This window comes from Streptomyces sp. NBC_01016 (assembly GCF_026341035.1).
GTDB lineage: Bacteria > Actinomycetota > Actinomycetes > Streptomycetales > Streptomycetaceae > Streptomyces.
On sequence record NZ_JAPEOQ010000001.1, the window covers coordinates 172,804 to 192,004 of the forward strand.

18 protein-coding genes and 1 tRNA gene are annotated in these 19,201 nt (G+C 70.9%); 6 read left to right on the top strand and 13 right to left on the bottom strand.

Annotated features, from left to right (window positions below; all coding sequences use genetic code 11):
- Positions 1-13: 13 nt before the first annotated feature.
- From OG746_RS00990 to hppD, 6 genes are all read right to left on the bottom strand, one after another.
- Complete coding sequence (locus OG746_RS00990) at positions 14-208, bottom strand: hypothetical protein (RefSeq protein WP_266710816.1); 195 nt, start codon at positions 206-208, stop codon at positions 14-16.
- A gap of 198 nt (positions 209-406) precedes the next feature.
- Positions 407-1,777, bottom strand: a complete 1,371-nt coding sequence (locus OG746_RS00995; protein WP_266710817.1) for an FAD-binding oxidoreductase — start codon at positions 1,775-1,777, stop codon at positions 407-409.
- A gap of 101 nt (positions 1,778-1,878) precedes the next feature.
- On the bottom strand, positions 1,879-2,466 hold the full coding sequence (gene nthA / locus OG746_RS01000; RefSeq protein WP_266710819.1) for a nitrile hydratase subunit alpha: 588 nt from the start codon (positions 2,464-2,466) through the stop codon (positions 1,879-1,881).
- Positions 2,456-2,755 (bottom strand): SH3-like domain-containing protein, encoded by a 300-nt coding sequence (locus OG746_RS01005; protein ID WP_266710821.1) that lies wholly within the window; start codon positions 2,753-2,755, stop codon positions 2,456-2,458. The genes nthA and OG746_RS01005 overlap by 11 nt, the downstream gene beginning before the upstream one ends.
- Positions 2,748-3,032, bottom strand: coding sequence for an SH3-like domain-containing protein (locus OG746_RS01010; RefSeq protein WP_266710823.1), 285 nt, complete (start codon positions 3,030-3,032; stop codon positions 2,748-2,750). Before OG746_RS01010 ends, OG746_RS01005 begins: the two co-directional genes overlap by 8 nt.
- 22 nt (positions 3,033-3,054) lie before the next feature.
- Complete coding sequence (hppD, locus tag OG746_RS01015) at positions 3,055-4,200, bottom strand: 4-hydroxyphenylpyruvate dioxygenase (protein ID WP_266710825.1); 1,146 nt, start codon at positions 4,198-4,200, stop codon at positions 3,055-3,057.
- Between the two features lie 149 nt (positions 4,201-4,349).
- On the opposite strand from hppD, the gene OG746_RS01020 reads away from it, so the two are divergent.
- The 5 genes from OG746_RS01020 to OG746_RS01040 are packed head-to-tail and all read left to right on the top strand — an operon-like array spanning position 4,350 to position 8,648.
- Positions 4,350-4,820 carry an Lrp/AsnC family transcriptional regulator gene (locus OG746_RS01020; RefSeq protein ID WP_266710827.1) on the top strand — a complete coding sequence of 157 codons (471 nt, stop codon included), beginning with the start codon at positions 4,350-4,352 and terminating at the stop codon, positions 4,818-4,820.
- A 34-nt stretch (positions 4,821-4,854) separates the two neighbouring features.
- Positions 4,855-5,502, top strand: a complete 648-nt coding sequence (locus tag OG746_RS01025) for an ABC transporter permease (protein ID WP_266710829.1) — start codon at positions 4,855-4,857, stop codon at positions 5,500-5,502.
- The gene (locus OG746_RS01030; protein WP_323179533.1) at positions 5,495-6,778 is read left to right on the top strand and encodes a betaine/proline/choline family ABC transporter ATP-binding protein; all 1,284 of its coding nucleotides are present in this window, start codon (positions 5,495-5,497) and stop codon (positions 6,776-6,778) included. Before OG746_RS01025 ends, OG746_RS01030 begins: the two co-directional genes overlap by 8 nt.
- Positions 6,775-7,653, top strand: coding sequence for an ABC transporter permease (locus tag OG746_RS01035; protein WP_266710831.1), 879 nt, complete (start codon positions 6,775-6,777; stop codon positions 7,651-7,653). Before OG746_RS01030 ends, OG746_RS01035 begins: the two co-directional genes overlap by 4 nt.
- 23 nt (positions 7,654-7,676) lie before the next feature.
- Positions 7,677-8,648: a glycine betaine ABC transporter substrate-binding protein gene (locus OG746_RS01040; protein ID WP_266718641.1), complete on the top strand. Its 972-nt coding sequence runs from the start codon at positions 7,677-7,679 to the stop codon at positions 8,646-8,648.
- 18 nt (positions 8,649-8,666) lie between these two features.
- Here the strand turns inward: OG746_RS01040 and OG746_RS01045 are convergent, their stop codons facing one another.
- The 4 genes from OG746_RS01045 to OG746_RS01060 form a co-directional block, all read right to left on the bottom strand.
- Complete coding sequence (locus OG746_RS01045; RefSeq protein WP_266710833.1) at positions 8,667-9,458, bottom strand: S16 family serine protease; 792 nt, start codon at positions 9,456-9,458, stop codon at positions 8,667-8,669.
- A gap of 106 nt (positions 9,459-9,564) precedes the next feature.
- Positions 9,565-10,206, bottom strand: coding sequence for an IclR family transcriptional regulator (locus OG746_RS01050; protein ID WP_266710835.1), 642 nt, complete (start codon positions 10,204-10,206; stop codon positions 9,565-9,567).
- 281 nt (positions 10,207-10,487) lie between these two features.
- Entirely contained in the window at positions 10,488-12,290 is a 1,803-nt protein-coding gene (locus tag OG746_RS01055; protein WP_266710837.1) for a DEAD/DEAH box helicase, read from the bottom strand.
- A gap of 185 nt (positions 12,291-12,475) precedes the next feature.
- Positions 12,476-13,924, bottom strand: a complete 1,449-nt coding sequence (locus OG746_RS01060; protein WP_266710839.1) for an MFS transporter — start codon at positions 13,922-13,924, stop codon at positions 12,476-12,478.
- A gap of 174 nt (positions 13,925-14,098) precedes the next feature.
- Here OG746_RS01060 and OG746_RS01065 point away from each other — a divergent pair.
- A tRNA-Cys gene (locus OG746_RS01065) sits at positions 14,099-14,173 on the top strand.
- 60 nt (positions 14,174-14,233) lie between these two features.
- On the opposite strand, the gene OG746_RS01070 is transcribed toward OG746_RS01065, so the two are convergent.
- The 3 genes from OG746_RS01070 to OG746_RS01080 are packed head-to-tail and all read right to left on the bottom strand — an operon-like array spanning position 14,234 to position 19,103.
- On the bottom strand, positions 14,234-16,576 hold the full coding sequence (locus OG746_RS01070) for a xanthine dehydrogenase family protein molybdopterin-binding subunit (protein WP_266710841.1): 2,343 nt from the start codon (positions 16,574-16,576) through the stop codon (positions 14,234-14,236).
- Positions 16,573-18,207 carry a 2Fe-2S iron-sulfur cluster-binding protein gene (locus tag OG746_RS01075; protein WP_266710843.1) on the bottom strand — a complete coding sequence of 545 codons (1,635 nt, stop codon included), beginning with the start codon at positions 18,205-18,207 and terminating at the stop codon, positions 16,573-16,575. The genes OG746_RS01070 and OG746_RS01075 overlap by 4 nt, the downstream gene beginning before the upstream one ends.
- Entirely contained in the window at positions 18,204-19,103 is a 900-nt protein-coding gene (locus tag OG746_RS01080) for an FAD binding domain-containing protein (RefSeq protein WP_266710845.1), read from the bottom strand. The genes OG746_RS01075 and OG746_RS01080 overlap by 4 nt, the downstream gene beginning before the upstream one ends.
- Positions 19,104-19,201: the final 98 nt, after the last annotated feature.

Sequence of the window (19,201 nt, forward strand, 5' to 3'; positions counted from 1 at the left end):
CACGGGGGCGGGATCACTCGGAAGGTGTGCCCGGGTCCAACGTGCCGGTGAGCGTGGCGCCCGCCGGGGCGGGGCCCGGGTCGGCGACCGCCGTGCCGACCGCGAGGCCGACGGAGGAGAGCGCGATGGCGCCGACCAGTACGGCGGCGGTCGTCCTGCGGCGGCGGGCGGACTTGTCGTGGTTACGGCTGACGTTGCTGGCGCTCATCGGCGGGACCTCATCGGGCTGCGGGATGCCGGCCGGCGCCCTGACGGCCGGCCGTGCGACCCCTTCAGGATCCCGCCGGAGTGCACCCCGTCACATGAGGCTTTCGTCCTTTATGCGGGCCGTACGTGACCGGGGCCGCACTCCCCGCGATCAGGACGGTCACCAGAGCAGGGATCGGGACAGCGATCAGGACAGCCATCAGAACAGCTTGCCCGGGTTGAGCAGGCCCAGCGGGTCGAAGGCCGCCTTCACCGCCTGCTGCATCTCGACCCCGACCGGGCCCAGCTCGCGGGCGAGCCACTCCTTCTTCAGCACGCCGACGCCGTGCTCGCCGGTGATGGTGCCGCCGAGTTCGAGGCCGAGCGCCATGATCTCGTCGAACGACTCACGGGCGCGGCGCCCCTCGTCGGCGTCCTGCGCGTCGAAGCAGACGGTGGGGTGCGTATTGCCGTCGCCCGCGTGCGCGCACACCCCGATGGTGAGGTCGTACTTCTCGGCGATCCGCTCGACCCCTTCGAGCAGCTCGCCGAGCTTGGAGCGGGGCACGCACACGTCGTCGATCATCGTGGTGCCCTTGACCGCTTCGAGGGCGGTGAGCGACAACCGCCTTGCCTGGAGCAGCAGTTCGGACTCCGCGGCGTCCTCCGCGGGCACGACCTGGGTGGCGCCCGCGGCCTCGCACAGCGCGCCGACGGCCGCGAGGTCCGCAGTGGGGTCCGGGGTGTCGAAGGCGGCGAGGAGCAGCGCCTCCGTGGTCTCCGGCAGGCCCATGTTGGCCATGTCGTTGACGGCCTTGACCGTCGTACGGTCCATGAGTTCGAGCAGGGACGGGACGTGCCCGCCCTCCATGATCCGGCAGACCGCGTCGCAGGCGGCCTCCGCCGAGCCGAACTCGGCGGCGAGCACGAGCTGTTGGGGCGGCTGCGGCTTCAGCGCGAGCGTCGCCTTCACCACGATGCCGAGGCTGCCCTCGGAGCCGACGAAGAGCCGCGTCAGGTCGTAGCCGGCGACGCCCTTCGCGGTGCGCCTGCCCGTCTGCAACAGCCGCCCGTCGGCGAGGACGACGTCGAGCCCGAGCACGTACTCCGCCGTCACTCCGTACTTCACGCAGCACAGGCCGCCTGAGGCCGTGCCGATGTTGCCGCCGATGGTGCACATTTCCCAGCTGGAGGGGTCCGGCGGGTAGTAGAGCCCGTGCTCGTTCACCGCGCGGGAGATCGTGGCGTTGATGACGCCCGGTTCGACGACGGCGATCCGGTCGACCGGGTTGATCTCCAGGATGCGGTCCATCTTGACGAGCGAGAGGACGATGCAGCCCTCGCTCGCGTTGGCCCCGCCCGACAGGCCCGTGCGGGCGCCCTGCGGGACGACCGGGACGCGCAGCGCGGTCGCCGTGCGCATCACGTGCTGGACCTCTTCGACGGTGCGCGGCAGGACGACGACGGCCGGCGTGCCGGCGTCGCAGAAGCTCGCCATGTCGTGGGCGTACGAGGCGGTGACGTCGGCGTCGACGAGGATCGCTTCCGCGGGCAGGCCCGTGCGGAGCTCTTCCATGAGTGTGCGGCTCATGATCACAGCCTCGCACTCCGTGCCACCTGTGTGAACCCCTTACTACCGGGGCTCTGCCCCGGACCCCGCAGGCTCTCGTCCAAAGGCGGGGCTTGAGTGGGTCACACCAAAGCCGTGCCGATCAGGCCGTTGCGGGTGATCAGGGACGCCAACTCCGGCTCGCTCAGCCCATCCGTTCCGGCGGGGCGCCTCGGCAGGACCATGTAGCGGGTCTCCGCGCTGGAGTCCCAGACGGTGACCTTGACGTCGTCCGGGAGGGTCACGCCGAACTCACCCAGCACCGCGAGGGGTTCGCGCACCACCCGCGAGCGGTACGCCTCGCTCTTGTACCAGCCGGGAGACGGGCCGAGGAGTCGCAGCGGGTAGCAGGAGCAGAGCGTGCACACGATCATGTTGTGCACGTCGGCCGTGTTCTCGGTGACGCGCAGCCTCTGGGGCTGAACTCCCCCACTGGAGAAGCCCAGTTCGGCCACCGCCGCCGAGCCGTCCGCGAGCAGCCGCTCCTTGAACGCCGGGTCGGTCCAGGCGTGGGCCACCACCTTCGCCCCGTTGACCGGAGACGCGCCCGCGAGGAAGCCGTCGATGACCTCGTCGACCGTCTCGCCGCCGACGATGCCCTTTTCCTCCAACAGGCTTTCCAGGAGCCGTACTTGGCGGGAGATCACCGCGTCGTCGTGGTTACCGGACATCGCCTTCGGCCTTCCTCAGGTAGCTCTCGGACAGGTCGAGGACGACGTCGTGCTCGCCCTCGCCCCACAGCTCGCGCGCCGCGAACCGCACCGCGTAGACCATCTCGACGGGCGCGTCCCCACGCCCCTGCGCACGCACGTCGGCGAGCGGCGCCCGGCCCTCCGGCTCGACGACGACGCCGAGCTTGCCGCGGGCGTAGCGCGGCAGGCGGGTGTGGTGCGGCGGGTCGTGCCGGTACGTACGGACCAAGTCCCCGGCCACGTATGCGGGTTGCTCGGAGTCAGACACGGTCGAGCACCCCCTCCTCGATCACGCCCTTGCGTTCGAGGAGCGTCCGGATCGCGTGGAACCAGCGCTCGTAGTACGAGGCCGCGAGGTACTCCTGGGGCGGCATCGTCTCGATGGCGTCCCGGAACTCGTCGAGGTTGAAGACCTTCTGGACGAGCAGCGCGCGCTGGAGCGCGAAGACCCGCGCCTCCCAGTCCGCGTGGAAGGGTTCGGCGTCATCGGTGGTGTCGATGGCGCCGAACCCTGTCGTTCCGCCTACATCGTTCATCCTGGCCATGAGGCCAGCCTACGAGCGCCGGTCAGAGATTTCCGCGCTTCTCCTGCTCCCGCTCGATCGCCTCGAAGAGCGCCTTGAAGTTGCCCTTTCCGAAGCCCATGGAGCCGTGCCGCTCGATCATCTCGAAGAAGACGGTCGGCTTGTCCTGGACCGGCTTGGTGAAGATCTGCAGCAGGTAGCCGTCCTCGTCACGGTCGACGAGGATCTTCAGCTCGCGCAGCGTCTCGACGGGCACGCGCGTCTCGCCCGCCCACTCGCCGAGGGTGTCGTAGTACGAGTCCGGGGTGTCCAGGAACTGAACTCCCGCCGCACGCATGGCCTTTACGGACGCGACGATGTCGTTCGTGGCGAGCGCGAGGTGCTGGACGCCGGCGCCGCCGTAGAACTCCAGGTACTCGTCGATCTGCGACTTCTTCTTGGCGATGGCCGGTTCGTTGATCGGGAACTTCACCTTGAGGGTGCCGTCCGCGACCACCTTCGACATCAGCGCGCTGTACTCGGTCGCGATGTCGTCGCCCACGAACTCCTTCATGTTCGTGAAGCCCATGACCTTGTTGTAGAACGCCACCCACTCGTTCATCTTGCCGAGCTCGACGTTGCCCACGCAGTGGTCGATGGCCTGGAAGGTGCGCTTGGCCGGAGGCTCGACGATCGGGGCCGCGGCCGCGAAGCCGGGCAGGTAGGGGCCGTCGTAGCCGGAGCGCTCGACCAGTGTGTGGCGGGTCTTGCCGTACGTGGCGATGGCGGCGCGCACGACGGTGCCGTGCTCGTCCTTCGTCTCGTACGGCTCCTCGATGCCACGGGCGCCGTGCTCGGTGGCGTACTTGTACGCGGCGCGCGCGTCCGGGACCTCGATGGCGAGGTCGACGACGCCGTCGCCGTGCGCCGCGACGTGGTCGGCGAGGAAACGACCCCACTCGGTGGAGGGCCTGATGACGGACGTGAGGACGAAGCGGGCCGAGCCGTTGGTGAGGACGTAGGAGGCCGTTTCGCGGCTGCCGTTCTCCGGTCCGGAGTAGGCGACGAGCTTCATGCCGAAGGCGGTCGAGTAGTAGTGCGCGGCCTGCTTGGCGTTGCCCACGGCGAAGACGACCGCGTCCATCCCCTTCACCGGGAAGGGATCGGCCTGCCGGGCGGTGTCGGGGGTGTGCTGTGTGGTCTGCGTCATACCGTGAGACTCCCGCCGGTCCGCAAGGTGCGCAATAGTTTGCGTTTTCACTGGGCAATCTGACCAGTGGAGGGTCCGTTTCTGCGGGCTGCTTGTACAGGGTGACCACCCGGCGACGGGACGGCAGCGGGACGACGGCGGAGGCGTACATGGCGATCGACGATCTGGACGGGCGGCTCATCGTGCTGCTCGCGCGCGAACCGCGGATCGGGGTGCTCGAGATGTCCCGCCGGCTCGGCGTCGCGCGCGGCACCGTGCAGGCCCGCCTCGACCGGCTTACCTCGAACGGAGTCATCCGCGGGTTCGGCCCCCAGGTGGACCCGGCGGCGCTCGGCTACCCGGTCACCGCGTTCGCGACGCTGCAGATCAGGCAGGGGCAAGGAGCCGATGTCAGGACCCATTTGGACGGCGTCCCCGAGGTCCTGGAACTGCACACGACGACCGGTAGCGGGGACATGCTGTGCCGCCTCGTGGCCCGCTCGAACGCGGATCTTCAACGTGTGATCGACCGGGTTGTCGGTTTTGATGGCATCGTCCGGGCTTCCACGGCGATCGTCATGGAAAATCCTGTTCCGCTGCGGATCATCCCGCTCGTGGAGCAGGCGTCAGGAGATTCCTGACGGCTATCCGAGCACCGCCCGGGAGTGAGGTGCGATGAACTTCTGGGACTACCTGGGCGCCCGGCACCAGCAGCTGCTCGCCGACGCCTATCAACACGCGAGCGCCGTCTTCCAGTGCATGGTCCTCGCGACCTTGATCGGCATCGTCATCGGCATCGTCTCGTACCGCAGCGAATGGGCCGGGAACCTGGCGACGACCGCCACCTCGACCATTCTGACCATCCCCTCGCTCGCCATGATCGGTCTGCTGATCCCGATCGTGGGGCTCGGCGTCGCACCGACCGTCATCGCGCTGACCCTGTACGGGCTGCTGCCGATCGTGCGGAACGCGATCGTGGGCCTGCGCGGCGTCGACCCGGCGCTCATCGACGCGGCGAAGGGCATCGGGATGTCCCGGACCGCCCGCCTGTTCAAGGTGGAACTGCCGCTCGCCTGGCCGCCGATCCTCACCGGGATCCGGGTCTCCACGCAGATGCTGATGGGCATCGCCGCCATCGCCGCGTTCGCCTCGGGCCCCGGACTCGGCAACGAGATCTTCCGCGGCATCGCCTCCCTGGGCAGCGCCAACGCGCTCAACCAGGTGCTCGCCGGAACGCTCGGCATCATCATCCTCGCCCTGCTCTTCGACGCCGCGTACGTCCTCATCGGACGGCTGACCATCCCGAGGGGGATCCGTGCCTGAGACCACGACGACCGCGACGACCGAGCCGTCCGGGGCCCCCGAGGCGTCCGGGGCCAGCATCGAGCTGGAGAACCTCACCAAGCGCTATCCGGGCTCCACCGACCCCGCCGTGGACAGCGTCAACATGGAGATCAAGGCGGGCGAGCTGATCATCTTCGTCGGCCCGTCCGGCTGCGGGAAGTCCACGACGCTGAAGATGATCAACCGGCTGATCGAGCCGACCGGCGGCCGCATCCGCATCGGCGGCGAGGACGTCACCGACATGGACCCGGTGAAGCTGCGCCGCAAGGTCGGGTACGCGATCCAGTCCTCCGGGCTCTTCCCGCACATGACGGTCGCCCAGAACATCGCGCTCGTGCCGAAGATGATCGGCTGGTCCAAGTCGAAGATCAAGGCGCGGGTGGAAGAAATGCTCGACCTGGTCGGCCTCGACGCCGCCGAGTACCACGGCCGCTATCCGCGCCAGCTCTCCGGCGGCCAGCAGCAACGCGTGGGCGTGGCAAGGGCGTTGGCCGCGGACCCGCCCGTCCTGTTGATGGACGAGCCGTTCGGCGCCGTCGACCCGATCACCCGCGACCACCTCCAGGACGAGCTGATCCGGCTCCAGCACGAGCTGCACAAGACGATCGTCTTCGTCACGCACGACTTCGACGAGGCGATCAAGCTCGGCGACCGGATCGCGGTGCTCCGCGAGAAGTCGCACATCGCGCAGTTCGACACCCCGGAGGCGATCCTCACCAACCCGGCGGACGACTTCGTCTCCGGGTTCGTCGGCGCCGGGGCCGCTCTCAAACGCCTCAACCTCACCCGCGTACGCGACGTGGAGGTCACCGACTATCCGACGGTGCACGTCGACGACCCGCTGCAGGACATCTTCAACAAGCTGCGGGCGGCCGGCACGAACGAGTTGCTGCTGCTCGACAGGCGCGGCCGGCCCTACAAGTGGCTGCGCCGCGGCGACCTGATGCGCGCCAAGGGCTCCCTCGCCCGCGCGGGCACCCTCGTGCACGACACCGTCACCCGCGACGCCACCCTGCGCGACGCCCTCGAAGCGGTCCTCACCGACAACGCGGGCCGCGTCGCGGTGACCGGGCGGCGGGGCGCGTACGAGGGCGTCGTCGACATGGAGACGCTGATGAACTCCGTGCACGAACTCCTGGACGCCGACCGCCTCGAAGCGGTCGAGCACCAGCACGAGCTGGAGGAGAAGCGCGCCGAGCAGACGCACCTCGAGCAGGAGGGCTCCCAGGGCGCCGGCGGGGAGGCGAAGGCGTGAGCACACCGTCCCGAAAATCGCCTCCGAACGGCGCGCGCCCCGAGGGCGAACACGAGGTCAAGGGCCTCGCGTTCCGCGACGAGGGCCAGGGCGAGCAGGAGGCACCGCCGCCCTCCCCGCCCGCCCGGAAGGAACCGTCCCGCATCACCTGGAAGAAGCTGACGTTCCTTCCGGTGTTCCTGATCCTCGTGCTGCTGATCACCTGGCTCTGGTTCCGCAACGCCGACCTCGACACGATCTCCGAGAACGCCATCGCGGGCGGCAAGGTGTGGAAGGCGCTGCGCCAGCACATCAGCCTGACGGTGATCTCGACGTTCTTCGTGCTGATCATCGCGATCCCGCTGGGGATCCTGCTGACCCGCAAGATGTTCCGCAAGGCGACCCCGTTCGCCCTGGCGATCGCCAACATGGGCCAGGCCACCCCGGCCATCGGCCTGCTCGCCCTGCTCGTCATCTGGCTGGGCATCGGCGAGAAGTCGGCCCTGATCGGCATCATCATCTACGCGATCCTGCCGGTGCTCTCCAACACCATCGCGGGCCTGAAGGCCAACGATCCGACGCTCCTCGAAGCGGCGAAGGGCATCGGGATGTCGCCGATGGGGGTGCTGAGCAAGGTCGAACTCCCCCTCGCCGTACCGCTGATCCTCGCGGGCGTGCGCACGGCGCTCGTCCTCAACGTCGGTACGGCGACGCTTGCCACCTTCGGCGGTGGCGGCGGCCTCGGCGTCCTCATCACCACCGGGATCACCAACCAGCGCATGCCGGTCCTGATGCTCGGCTCGATCCTGACGATCGCGCTGGCCCTGCTCGTCGACTGGCTGGCCTCGCTGGCCGAACTGCTGCTGCGCCCGCGCGGGTTGGAGGTGCGCTCATGAGGTCCTTCAACCCCGTGAAGCCCATGAAGTACCGCGTACGTGTTGCGGTCGCGGCGAGCTGCGGGATCGCGCTCCTCGCGAGCGGCTGCGGACTGACCAGTGGCAGCCCGCTGGTCGATGATGTGCAGCCCGGCTCCGTCGGCAAGGGCAAGCCCCTGGCGGGCGCGGACATCACCGTCACGTCCAAGGAGTTCACCGAGCAGCTGGTGCTCGGCGCGATCATGGGCATCGCGTTCAAGGCGGCCGGCGCGGACGTCCTCGACCGGACCGGCATCCAGGGCTCCATCGGCGCCCGCGAGGCCATCAAGTCCGGTGACGCCGACGCCATGTACGAGTACACGGGCACGGCCTGGATCACGTATCTCGGCAACTCGGACCCGATCACCGACCCGCAGAAGCAGTACGAGGCCGTGGCCAAGGCCGACAAGAAGAACGGCATCACCTGGCTGCCGCAGGCCGAGCTCAACAACACCTACGCGCTCGCCATGAACGACGCCAACTTCAAGAAGTACGGCACCAAGACGCTCTCCGACGTCGCCGCGCTCGCCAAGAAGAACCCGAAGGCCGTCACGCTGTGCGTGGAGAGCGAGTTCGCCAACCGGGCCGACGGTCTGCCCGGCATGCAGAAGGCGTACGGGATGAATCTGCCCACCGCCAACATCACGCAGATGGACAGCGGCATCATCTACACCCAGGCGTCCAAGGGCAGTTGCACCTACGGCGAGGTCTACACGACCGACGGCCGGATCAAGGCGATGCACCTGAACGTCATGGAGGACGACAAGAAGTTCTTCCCGAACTACAACGCGGCGCCCTCGATCAACACCAAGGCGCTCAAGAAGTACCCGGCGATGGCGGACATCCTGGAGCCGATCACGAAGAAGCTCAACAACACCGTCGCCCAGGACCTCAACTCGAAGGTGGACGTCGAAGGGCAGGACCCGCACGACGTGGCGAAGGACTGGCTGGTGAAGGAGGGCTTCGTCAAGAAGTGAGTGTCCGGTCCTTCAGCGTCAGCACTCCGGGACCGTGCCCGAGCCCTTCTCCATGTTCGTCAGCGCGGTCATCGTGCCCTTGAGCGTGCTCACCGAGATCAGCTTCATCGAATCCGGTGCGGAGGCCTTCGCGTCCGAGCACTCCGCCTTCGGTACGAGGAAGACCGTGGCGCCGTCGCGGTCGGCGGCCTGCACCTTCAGCGAGACGCCGCCGACCGGGCCGACCTTGCCCTTGGCGTCGATGGTGCCGGTGCCTGCGATGGACTTCCCGCCGGTGAGGTCGCCGCCGCTGCCGTCGCCGTCCAGCATGTCGATGATGCCGAGGGAGAAGAGCAGTCCTGCGCTCGGGCCGCCGACGTCGCCGAGCTGGAGGTCGACCTTGATGTCCTTCGAGGACTTGCCGAGATAGGACAGGGCGGCCTCGGTGGCGGCGTCCTGCGAGCCCTTCATCTCCTGCTGGTTGTGCTGCTCGACCTCCTTCGTCGAGTCGCCCGACGGGTACACCGCGTCGCGCGGCATGACCGCGCGGTTCTCGGCGAACCAGCCGTCGAGTACGTCGCTGAGGTGCACGGAGGCGTCGGGGCCCGTCGCCACGATGGTCACCGCGCGCAGCTTGCCGTCCGTGGGGCGGGTGGGGGCGCCGCTGATGTCGATGACGGGTTTGCCGTCCGACTTCCCGAGCACGTTCGTCGTGGGCCCGGGCTGCGCGACGGAGAACGGCAGCGGGGCGAAACCCGCTACCGCGAGGAGGGCGACGACCGGAGCCGCGCAGGCGGCGATGGCAACGGGGCGGCTGAGGCGATTGAGCACGGGTTGACTCTAACGTGAGGGCGTTTCGGCAAAATCCAGCCCCGCCGACGATTGAGGCGCGGGGTCCGGGGCGGAGCCCCGGAGCGCAACGCCGTCGCCGAGGGAGTTACCGGAGCGCGTCCGACACTTCGCGGGCCGCGTCCAGGACCCTGGGGCCCACCCGTTCCGGGACGGAGTCCGAGAGCATGACCACGCCCACGCTGCCCTCCAGGCCGGTCACCCCCAGCAGTGGCGCGGCCGCGCCGCTGGCGCCCGCCTCCAGTTCGCCGTGGGTGAGGGTGTAGCCGGACTCGGGGAGCACGCCCTGGCGGGCGCCGAGGATGGCGCGGCCCGCGGCGCCCCGGTCGAGCGGGTGGCGGAAGCCCGTGCGGTACGCCACGTGGTAGTCGGTCCAGGTCGGCTCGACGACGGCCACGGCGAGGGCCTCCGTACCGTCCACCAGGGTGAGGTGGGCCGTCGCCCCGATGTCCTCGGCGAGGGAGCGCAGGGCGGGCAGCGCTGCCTCGCGTACCAAGGGGTGGACCTGGCGGCCGAGGCGCAGGACGCCGAGTCCGACGCGGGCGCGGCCGCCCAGGTCGCGGCGGACGAGGGCGTGCTGTTCGAGGGTGGCGAGCAGGCGGTAGACGACCGTGCGGTTGACCCCGAGCTTGTTGGAGAGCTCGGTGACGGTCAGGCCGTGGTCGGTGTCTGCGAGCAGTTTGAGGACGCGCAGTCCCCGGTCGAGCGTCTGGGAGGTCTCCGCGGTCACGACGCCCACTCCTTAGTGGTGAGGGACGACGGTCTCTGCGCGGGGGTCGCGTCACCTGTCCCGTGGGCGACGCGCGTCAGAGGCCGCCGGTCGGTGATCAGGCGCTGGGCTGCTTACGGCTGTCATTGGACGCACCGGCTGCGCTCCGCGGCGGCTCTGCCACGGGGCGTGTGCGTTGCCCGGAATGTAGCGAGGTCGTCCCGCTGAGCGGAAGACTCCGTCCAGAATCCGGGCAACCAACGGCCGGAGATGTGCGCGATTGCCCGCACTTGATCCCCATGTCACTTCATGCGGGTGGCCCATTCCTGCACCTTGGCGATGCGCTGGCGCAGCTGTCCGCCGGTCGCCTCCGCGCTCGGCGGGCCGCCGCACACCCGGCGCAGCTCGGTGTGGACGACACCGTGCGGCTTCCCGCTCTGATGCACGTACGCCCCGACGATGGTGTTGAGCTTCTTTCGCAGCTCCATCAGCTCCTTGTGGGAGACGACGGGGCGGCGGTCGGCCGGCAGCTCCAGGAGGTCGGCCTCGCTGTCCGGCTTCTTCTTGCTGTGCGAGATCTGGCGGGCCTGGCGCTTCTGGAGGAGCATCTGCACCTGGTCGGGTTCGAGGAGGCCCGGGATGCCGAGGTAGTCCTGCTCCTCCTCGCTGCCGGGGTGCGCCTGCATGCCGAACTCGGCGCCGTTGTACATGACCCGGTCGAAGGTGGCCTCGGACTCGAGGGCCTCGAAGGAGAACTGCTCCTGCTCGCCGGTGTCCTCGTCCTGCTCCTTGTTCGCCTCGTCCATCTCCTTCTCGGACTCGGCGTAGGGGTCCTCCTCCTCGTCCTTCTTCGGCTTGTCGAGGACGTGGTCGCGCTCGACCTCCATCTCGTTGGCGAAGCCGAGCAGGTCGGGGACGGTGGGCAGGAAGACGGAGGCCGTCTCGCCGCGCCTGCGGGACCGTACGAAACGGCCCACGGCCTGAGCGAAGAAGAGCGGGGTCGAGATGGTCGTGGCGTAGACGCCGACCGCGAGGCGCGGCACGTCGACGCCCTCGGACACCATGCGGACGGCGACCATCCACCGGTCGTCGCTCGCCGCGAAGTCGTCGATCCGGTTCGAGGCTCCGGTGTCGTCGGAGAGCACGACGGTGGCCTTGCTGCCCGTGATCTCGCGGATCAGCTTCGCGTACGCGCGGGCCGATTCCTGGTCGGAGGCGATGACGAGGCCGCCCGCGTCCGGGATGCCCTTCCTGACCTCGGTGAGGCGGGCGTCGGCGGCGCGCAGCACGCTCGGCATCCACTCGCCGCGCGGGTCGAGGGCGGTGCGCCAGGCCTGGCTGATGGCGTCCTTGGTCATCGGCTCGCCGAGCCGGGCCGCGATCTCGTCACCGGCCTTCGTGCGCCAGCGCATGTTGCCGCTGTACGAGAGGAAGATGACGGGCCGCACGACGTTGTCGGCGAGCGCTTGGCCGTAGCCGTACGTGTAGTCGGCGGACGAGCGCCGGATGCCGTCCCTGCCCTCCTCGTACTGGACGAAGGGGATCGGGTTGGTGTCGGAGCGGAACGGCGTACCGGTGAGCGCGAGGCGGCGGGTGGCCGGTTCGAAGGCTTCCAGGCAGGCCTCGCCCCACGACTTCGAGTCACCGGCGTGGTGGATCTCGTCGAGGATGACGAGCGTCTTGCGCTGCTCGCTGCGGTTGCGGTGCAGCATCGGCCGCACGCCCACACCCGCGTACGTGACGGCGACGCCCTGGTACTCCTTGCTGAGCGGACCCGCGCTGTACTCGGGGTCCAGCTTGATCCCTATCCGGGCGGCCGCTTCGGCCCACTGCTTCTTCAGGTGCTCGGTCGGCGCGACCACGGTCACCTGCTGCACGACGTGGTGGTGCAGCATCCAGGACGCGAGGGTGAGCGCGAACGTGGTCTTCCCGGCGCCCGGGGTCGCGACCGCCAGGAAGTCGCGCGGCTGCTCCTGGATGTACCTGTCCATCGCACCCTGCTGCCAGGCACGCAGCTTGTTGGCCGTGCCCCAGGGGGCGCGGCCGGGGAAGGCGGGTGACAGGTGGGCGGACGAGGCAGAAGGAGTGGTGGATGTAGTAGTCACGGTCTCCGGTTACTCAAAGCTGGACGGCACGGCTACGTATGACAACCGGGCCACCCTACCGGTGCCGAGGTTGACGGGCGCGCTGGGCGAGGCCGGGGACGGCGTGGTTGGGACGTGTGTCACAGATCAACTGACGGCCCGGAGCGTCGACTTCCACGTCACTTCTACGCGGAGTCAGGGCTACGTCACCGGTGCGCACGCAGCCGGGAGGCCACCCATACGCCCACGAGCGCGACGGCCGCCATCGGCAGGAACACGGCGACGAACGCGGCCGGATGCGAGCCCCCGGCCCCCTGTGCGACACCGTGCCCCGCCGTGCCCACCGCTCCCCCGCCGAGCGCGGCGAAGGCGGCGCCTCCCGCGGCGAGCAGCAGCGCGTTGGAGAGGCCGTCGGAGATCTGCAGCGCGGCAGAGTTCGTCCCGGCCTCCTCGGGCGCGGACAGCTGAAGCAGCAACACGGACGTGGACGAGATCACGAGCCCCATCCCCAGGCAGCCGAAGGCCCAGGCGACCGCCACCGTCCACACGGGCACGGCCGGGATCAGCACGCTCGGCGCGACGGCCACGGCCGCGGCGACCAGCACCATGCCCCCGGCCACGAGCCGCTCCCGGTACGGCTCGACCCGCGGCCGGGACTGCAGCCACGAGCCGAACGCCCAGGTGCCGCCGCCCGCGGCGAGCGAGAACCCGGCGAGGGTGGGACTGAGGCCCCGCTGCGTCACCAGCATCAGCGGCACGAACGACTCGGCCGCGATGAACGACCCCGCCGCGATCCCGCGCAGCAGCACCACGGACGGAAGCCCGCGCGCGGCCCGGTACGTGCCGCGCGGCAGAAGGCCGAGCACGGACGGCACGAGGAGGGCGACGCCGACGGCTGCGGGCAGCAGGGACAGCGGCCGCAGGTCCTGGGCGGCGTACTGGAGGAGGCCCGCACCGAGGGAGATCCCGAGGGCGAGGCGGATGCGCCGCCGGTCGAAGCGCGCGGGCGCCGTCCCCTCGGGCGGCCCACCGGCCCGCCGCCGCACCTCGGGAAGCGCAAGCGCAAGCGGCAGCACGACGAGCACGGGGATGCCGAGGAACACCCACCGCCAGCCGATGTGCTCGGTCACGGCCCCGGCCGCCAGCGGCCCGACGATCGACGGCACGACCCAGCTCGCCGCGAACGCCGCCATGATCGCGGGCCGCAGCCGCTCCGGGTAGGCGCGGCTGACGACGACGTACAGCCCGACGATCACGAGCCCGCCCCCGAGCCCCTGCACGGCCCGCCCGGCGATGAACATCCACATGCTGCCCGCGGTCCCGGCGAGCAGCAGCCCCGCGGCGAAGGATCCGATCCCGGCCGTGACGGGGCCCAGCGGCCCGCTCCGGTCGGCCCACTGCCCGGCGAGCACCATTCCGAACAGGCTGGTCGTGAAGAAGCCGGAGAACGCGAACGCGTACAGCGACACCCCGTCCAACTCCCTTGCCGCGACGGGCATTGCCGTCCCCACGGCGGTCGCCTCGAAGGCGATGAGCAGCACGACGGTGACGATGCCGATGCTGAGCGCGCGATAGGTGCGGCCGAGGACACCTTCGGTCTCTGAGGGGACGGTGCGGGCGGGGGCGTCGTCAGTGACGTCTTCGAGGGCGGCCATGCGGTTCAGAGTAAGGGGCGTAGGGGGCGCTGACCCCTGTCCGGAGACGGGTTCTCGGGTCGTCCGTTGGTCGTAGGTCGGCTTGGTGTGTGAACGGCGTATGGCAGTCACATTGCAGGGCGCCGGGAAGCCTTGAGGACGGTGATCACGTGCCCGTAGCGTGAGGCGCAGCTTGGCCGTGTGCCCGAGTGGCTTAGGGATTCGCCTGCAAAGCGAAGCACACCGGTTCGATTCCGGTCACGGCCTCCACGCACGAAGGGGCGCCCCGCATGAAGCGGGGCGCCCCTTCGTCGTGCACGGGGTACGGCCTCAGCCGGTCGCGTCCGCCACGACCGTTCCCGGAGCCGGCGCGTCCGTGACCACCGCCGCCTGCGGCCTGATCGGCAGCCGGTTGACCGGGCGGCCGGTCGCCGCACGGACCGCCGAGGCGATCGCCGCCGGGGACGCGACCACGGGGGCCGCGCTCGCGGACTTCGCGCCGAAGGGGGCGATCACGTCGCGCTCCTCGACCAGGTTGACGATGTGGATCTCGGGGGCGTCGAGCGAGGTGGGCAGCGCGTAGCCGGTCAGGTCGGGGCGGCGGACGATGCCCTTCGGGGTGCGGAGGTTCTCCGTGAGGGCCGCGCCCACGCCCTGGGTGACACCCGCCTCGATACGGGCCGCGAGTTGGGCGGGGTTGAGGATGCGGCCGACGTCCTGGGCGACCGCGAGTTCGACCACGCGCACCGAGCCGAGCTCCACGTCCACGTCCACCACCGCGCGGATCGCGCAGAAGGCCATGCCGACGAAGGCATCGCCCTGGCCCGAGGCGTCGAGCGGCTCCGTGGGGTGCGGGCGGCACTGCGCCGTGGCCCACAACTCCTTGCCGTCCATGGCCTCTTCGACGGTCGTCGAGAGCACGCCGTCGTAGGACGTGATCTTGCCGTCCGCGATCTGCAGCAGCTCCGTGGACATGCCGAACTTGTGCGCCAGGGGCTGGAGAAGCTGGGTGCGGACCATCTTGGCCGCCCGCTCGACCGCTCCGCCCGACACCCATGTGTGCCGGCCCCGGCAGCCGGGGCCCGCGGGCGGCTGGTCCGTGTCGACCGGCGCCACGTGGACTTCCTCGACGCCGAGCGTCTCCTGGACGATCTGGCGGGCGAGCGTGGCGAAGCCCTGGCCCGTCTCCACGGCGGCGCAGATGACCGTCGCGACGCCGCCCTGGACCTTCACCGTGGCCGTGGAGACCTCGTCCGTGCCCTCCGCGCCGAGCATGTGCACCATGCCGATGCCGTAGCCGACGCCGCGGCGGATCGCGGCCGGTTCACCGACGCCCTCGGGCCCGCCGGGAAGGAGCCAGTCCTCCTCCGGCGAGTCCTTGGGAAGCGGCGGCAGCGGGAAGTCCCTTACGGAGGACAGCAGTTCGGCCACGGGCGCCGGGCACGTCACCGTCTGCCCCGTCGGCAGGATGTCGCCGGTCGCCAGGACATTGCGCAGGCGCAGTTCGGCCGGGTCGACGCCCAGCTTCTTCGCGAGCTTGTCCATCTGCGCCTCGTACGCGGCGCAGACCTGCAGCGCGCCCTCTCCCCGTACGTGTCCCGAGGGCGGGTTGTTCGTCCGTACCGCCCAACCCTCGATGGAGGCGTGCGGCACTACATAGGGGCCGCAGGCGAAGGAGACCGCCGCGGCGAGGGCGTCGGACGACGTGTCCGCGTACGCGCCCGCGTCCAGCAGGATCTGGGCCTCCACCTTGACCAACCGGCCGTCCGCGTCCGCGTGGTGGCGGTAGCGCAGGAGGGTGGGGTGCCGGTGCGGGTGGCCGAGGAAGGACTCCTCGCGGGACGCCGCCAGCTTGACCGGGCAGCCGGTGTGCAGGGCGAGCAGGCCCAGCGGGAGGTGGAAGCTCGGGTCCTCCCGGTCGGCCGTCGCGCCGGGCACGCCGGTGACGACGACCTTCACGCGCTCGCGCTCCAGGCCGTAGCGGGCGGCGGCCAGATCACGGTCGCCGTGCGGGTCGGTGGAGGCGATGTAGAGCTCGACGCCGCCGTCGGGGCGGGGCACCGCGAGGCCCGCCTCGGCGCCGATCGGCGCCGGGTCCTGGCGGCCGATGCGGTAGAGGCCCTCGACGATGACCTCGCCCGCCGCCTCGGGGTCGCCGTGCTGGAGCGGGATGTGGCGGATCAGGTTGCCGTCGGGGTGCAGGGGCTCAGCGCCGAAGGACTGCTCGGGGTCCGTGACCGGGTCGAGGACCTCGTACTCGACGATGATCGCGGCCGCCGCCATGCGCGCCGTGTCCGGGTGGTCGGCCGCCACGGCCGCGAGGGCCTCTCCGTGGTGACGCACCACTTCGGAGGCGAACATCGGGCGGTCCGACGCGCGGTGTCCCGCCAACGGGCCGCCGGGGACGTCCTCGTGCGTGACGACCGCGAGGACGCCGGGCATCTCGCGCGCGTGGCTGGTGTCGATGCTCACCACGCGCGCGTGCGCGTGCGGGGAGCGCAGGATCGACGCCCAGAGCAGGCCCTCGGCCCACAGGTCGGCGGCGTACGGGAACGTGCCCTCCGCCTTGGCGTGCGCCTCCGCCGAGGGGAGCGACATGCCGAGGCCGTGCGGGAAGCTCTCCGCTTCCGGAGCGGCGGGGGCCGTGGAGGTCGTGGCCGTCTCGTTCGTCATGCCTGGCCTCCGTCCGGGAAGTCCTGCGGGTTCTGGGGGTTCTGGAAGTCCTGGGGACGCGGGACGTCCGCCGGGTGCTGAAAGCCCTGGGGACGCGGGAGGTCCACCGGGTTCTGGAAACCCTGAGGGCTTTGGAAGCCCTGCCTGGCCTGGCCGCTCTGCGGCTTCGCGTCGACCTGGATGTCCTCGGCCGCCAACGGGCCCGCCTGGCGCGGGATCAGCGGCTCTTGCGCGCCGCCCTCGGCCGACGGGGCCTCGCTCGCGGCGTTGGCCGCCGCCCGGCGCTCATCGGCCACTTGGCGCACCGCGTCCACGACGCCTCGGTAGCCGGAGCAGCGGCACAGGTTGCCGCACAGCGCCTGGCGGGTCTCCAGGGCGGTCGGGTTCGGGTTGCCCTCCAGGAGGTCGTGCGCCGTCATCGCCATGCCGGGGACACAGAAGCCGCACTGCACCGAACCGCACGCGGCCAGCGCCCGCTGCACGTCCGAGGGCCGACCGTCGGTGGCGAGGCCCTCGACCGTACGGACCTCACTGCCCGCGGTGGTCGCCGCGGGCACCAGGCAGGAGGCCACGAGGCGGCCGTCCACCTGCACGTTGCACGCGCCGCACTCGCCCTGCGAGCAGCCGTCCTTGGCCCCCGCGAGCCCGAGCCGCTCCCGCAGCACGTACAGCAGCGACTCCCCGATCCAGGCGTCCGTGACGGGCCGGTCCGCACCGTTGACCCGCAGGACGTAGCTGGCGAGGGGGTGGTCGTCGTGAAGCATGGGCCGACCGGAAGCCTCGTCGTCCGGCACCTCCGGGTCGACGCCGACCTCGGGAGCCTCCGGGGCACCGTCGACCTCAGCCTCGACCTCGGGAGCCTCCGGGACGGCGTCGACCTCGACCTCGGGAACCTCCGGGGCGACGGCCTCGTGGCCATCAGGGGCCGCCGGCACATCCAGCTCTACCGGCGATTGAGCCGCAGGGTCCGGCGCATCAGCGCTCGGCACATCAAGCCCTGCCGACGCCTGAGACGCAGAGTCCGGCAATTCAAGCCCCGCCGGCGATTGAGGCGCGGGGTCCGGGGCAGAGCCCCGCGACGCAGGCTCGGACGGCCGCTCCGGGGAGACAAGCGAAGGCCCCGCCTCAACACCCGGTACCGCCGGGGCCACACCCGGTCCCGCCGGGGCCTCCGGCTGCGCTGCCCACGGCGCAGACGCACCACCCGGCAACGTCGCGGGCGGCATGTGCCCACCCCATTGCTGAGCCATCGTGGAGGCGGTGAACTCACCCGATTCGTCCGGGAGTTCCCCCCCGGCCAACGGAATCGACCACTGCCCGGTCTGCCCGTGATGAGGCGCCTGCTCCACGGGCTCGGCCGCTACGGACTCCACCCCACCGCCAGAGGCCGCCGGCCCGACCAGGTCCTGCGGCAGCACCCACACACCGGTCGCCGCGGGATCGGTCGCGGCCGCACCCGTGGCCGGGCTCACCGTTATCGGCGGCGGCACATAGCCGTGACCCGGCGCCTCCAGCGGCGCCGCGTCCGGGAAGCCCTCGGGGGGCAGCTGCACAAAGGCCGTGGCGTCGGAGTCGTACTCACCCTGGGGTACCGGCTCCCAGCCGTCGGGTCCGGGGTACTCGTTCGTCACGACAGCGCCCTCCCAAGTGCACGTCGGGCCAGCACGGCGACGGTGCGCCGCAGATGCAGTACGGCGGGCGGCAACTGCTGCTGCGTGCCGTCCGGCGCGGGATCCGGGTCGGGGACGCAGGCCGCGGCGACGTATTCGCCGAAGGCGTGCACGGCCTCCGGCACGAGGGCGCCGCGATTGCCGTCCCAGTCGATGAGCGAGGCCACCCACTGCTCGGCCTCGAGGGGCCGCAGCGGCATCGGCGCGATGGCCCCGACGGCGCAGCGCACCCCGCGCCGCGCCGGGTCGAGGACGAGCGCGACGGAGGCCATGGCGCGGCCGGGGCCTGTGCGCCCGGTCGCCTTCAGGAAGACCTGCGGCGCGTGCAGCAACGGGACCCGTACAAAACCGATCAACTCGCCCGGAGCGAGCATCTCCATGCCGGCCAGCAGGTGCGAGACCGGCACTTCGCGTCTCGCGCCGCCCGGCCCCGCGATGATCAACGTGGCTTCCAGCGCGGCCAGTACGGGCAGCGTGTCGCCCGCGGGGGCGCCGGAGGCGATGTTGCCGCCGAGCGTGGCAGCGTTGCGGATCTGGGGCGGGCCCGCGGCGCGCGCGGCGGCGGCGAGACCGGGGATGAGCGCGGCGAAGTCGGGGCGGCCGATGCGCGCGTGGGTGAGGCCCGCGCCGAGCAGCGCGTTGCCGTCCTGGTACTGCCAGCCGCGGATCTCGCTGATCCGGCCGAGCCCGACGAGGGCGGCGGGGCGCAGTCCCCCCGCGTTGACCTGGGCCATGAGGTCCGTGCCCCCGGCCACCGGTACGGCGGCGGGCATGGCGGCGAGCGCCGCGACGGCCTCGTCCAGCGAACCCGGAAGTACCGCGGCTTGTGTCGTCGCCTGCGGTGCGTGCGTGGTCAAACCGGCTGCCCCTTCCCGATGTCCGGCCGCGTGCCTGGCAACGGCGCCGGTCCCCGCGTGGTCCGCGCGTGACCGCCGTTCCCGCCGTTACGCCTGTT

Bases quoted from the DNA above. Each gene is read 5' to 3' on its own strand.
- nthA (WP_266710819.1), bottom strand. From the start codon at position 2,466: ATGTCCGGTAACCACGACGACGCGGTGATCTCCCGCCAAGTACGGCTC.
- OG746_RS01025 (WP_266710829.1), top strand. From the start codon at position 4,855: ATGAACTTCTGGGACTACCTGGGCGCCCGGCACCAGCAGCTGCTCGCC.
- OG746_RS01070 (WP_266710841.1), bottom strand. From the start codon at position 16,576: ATGACGAACGAGACGGCCACGACCTCCACGGCCCCCGCCGCTCCGGAA.
- OG746_RS00995 (WP_266710817.1), bottom strand. From the start codon at position 1,777: ATGAGCCGCACACTCATGGAAGAGCTCCGCACGGGCCTGCCCGCGGAA.
- OG746_RS01060 (WP_266710839.1), bottom strand. From the start codon at position 13,924: ATGGCCGCCCTCGAAGACGTCACTGACGACGCCCCCGCCCGCACCGTC.
- OG746_RS01010 (WP_266710823.1), bottom strand. From the start codon at position 3,032: ATGGCCAGGATGAACGATGTAGGCGGAACGACAGGGTTCGGCGCCATC.
- OG746_RS01020 (WP_266710827.1), top strand. From the start codon at position 4,350: ATGGCGATCGACGATCTGGACGGGCGGCTCATCGTGCTGCTCGCGCGC.
- OG746_RS00990 (WP_266710816.1), bottom strand. From the start codon at position 208: ATGAGCGCCAGCAACGTCAGCCGTAACCACGACAAGTCCGCCCGCCGC.
- hppD (WP_266710825.1), bottom strand. From the start codon at position 4,200: ATGACGCAGACCACACAGCACACCCCCGACACCGCCCGGCAGGCCGAT.
- OG746_RS01040 (WP_266718641.1), top strand. From the start codon at position 7,677: ATGAAGTACCGCGTACGTGTTGCGGTCGCGGCGAGCTGCGGGATCGCG.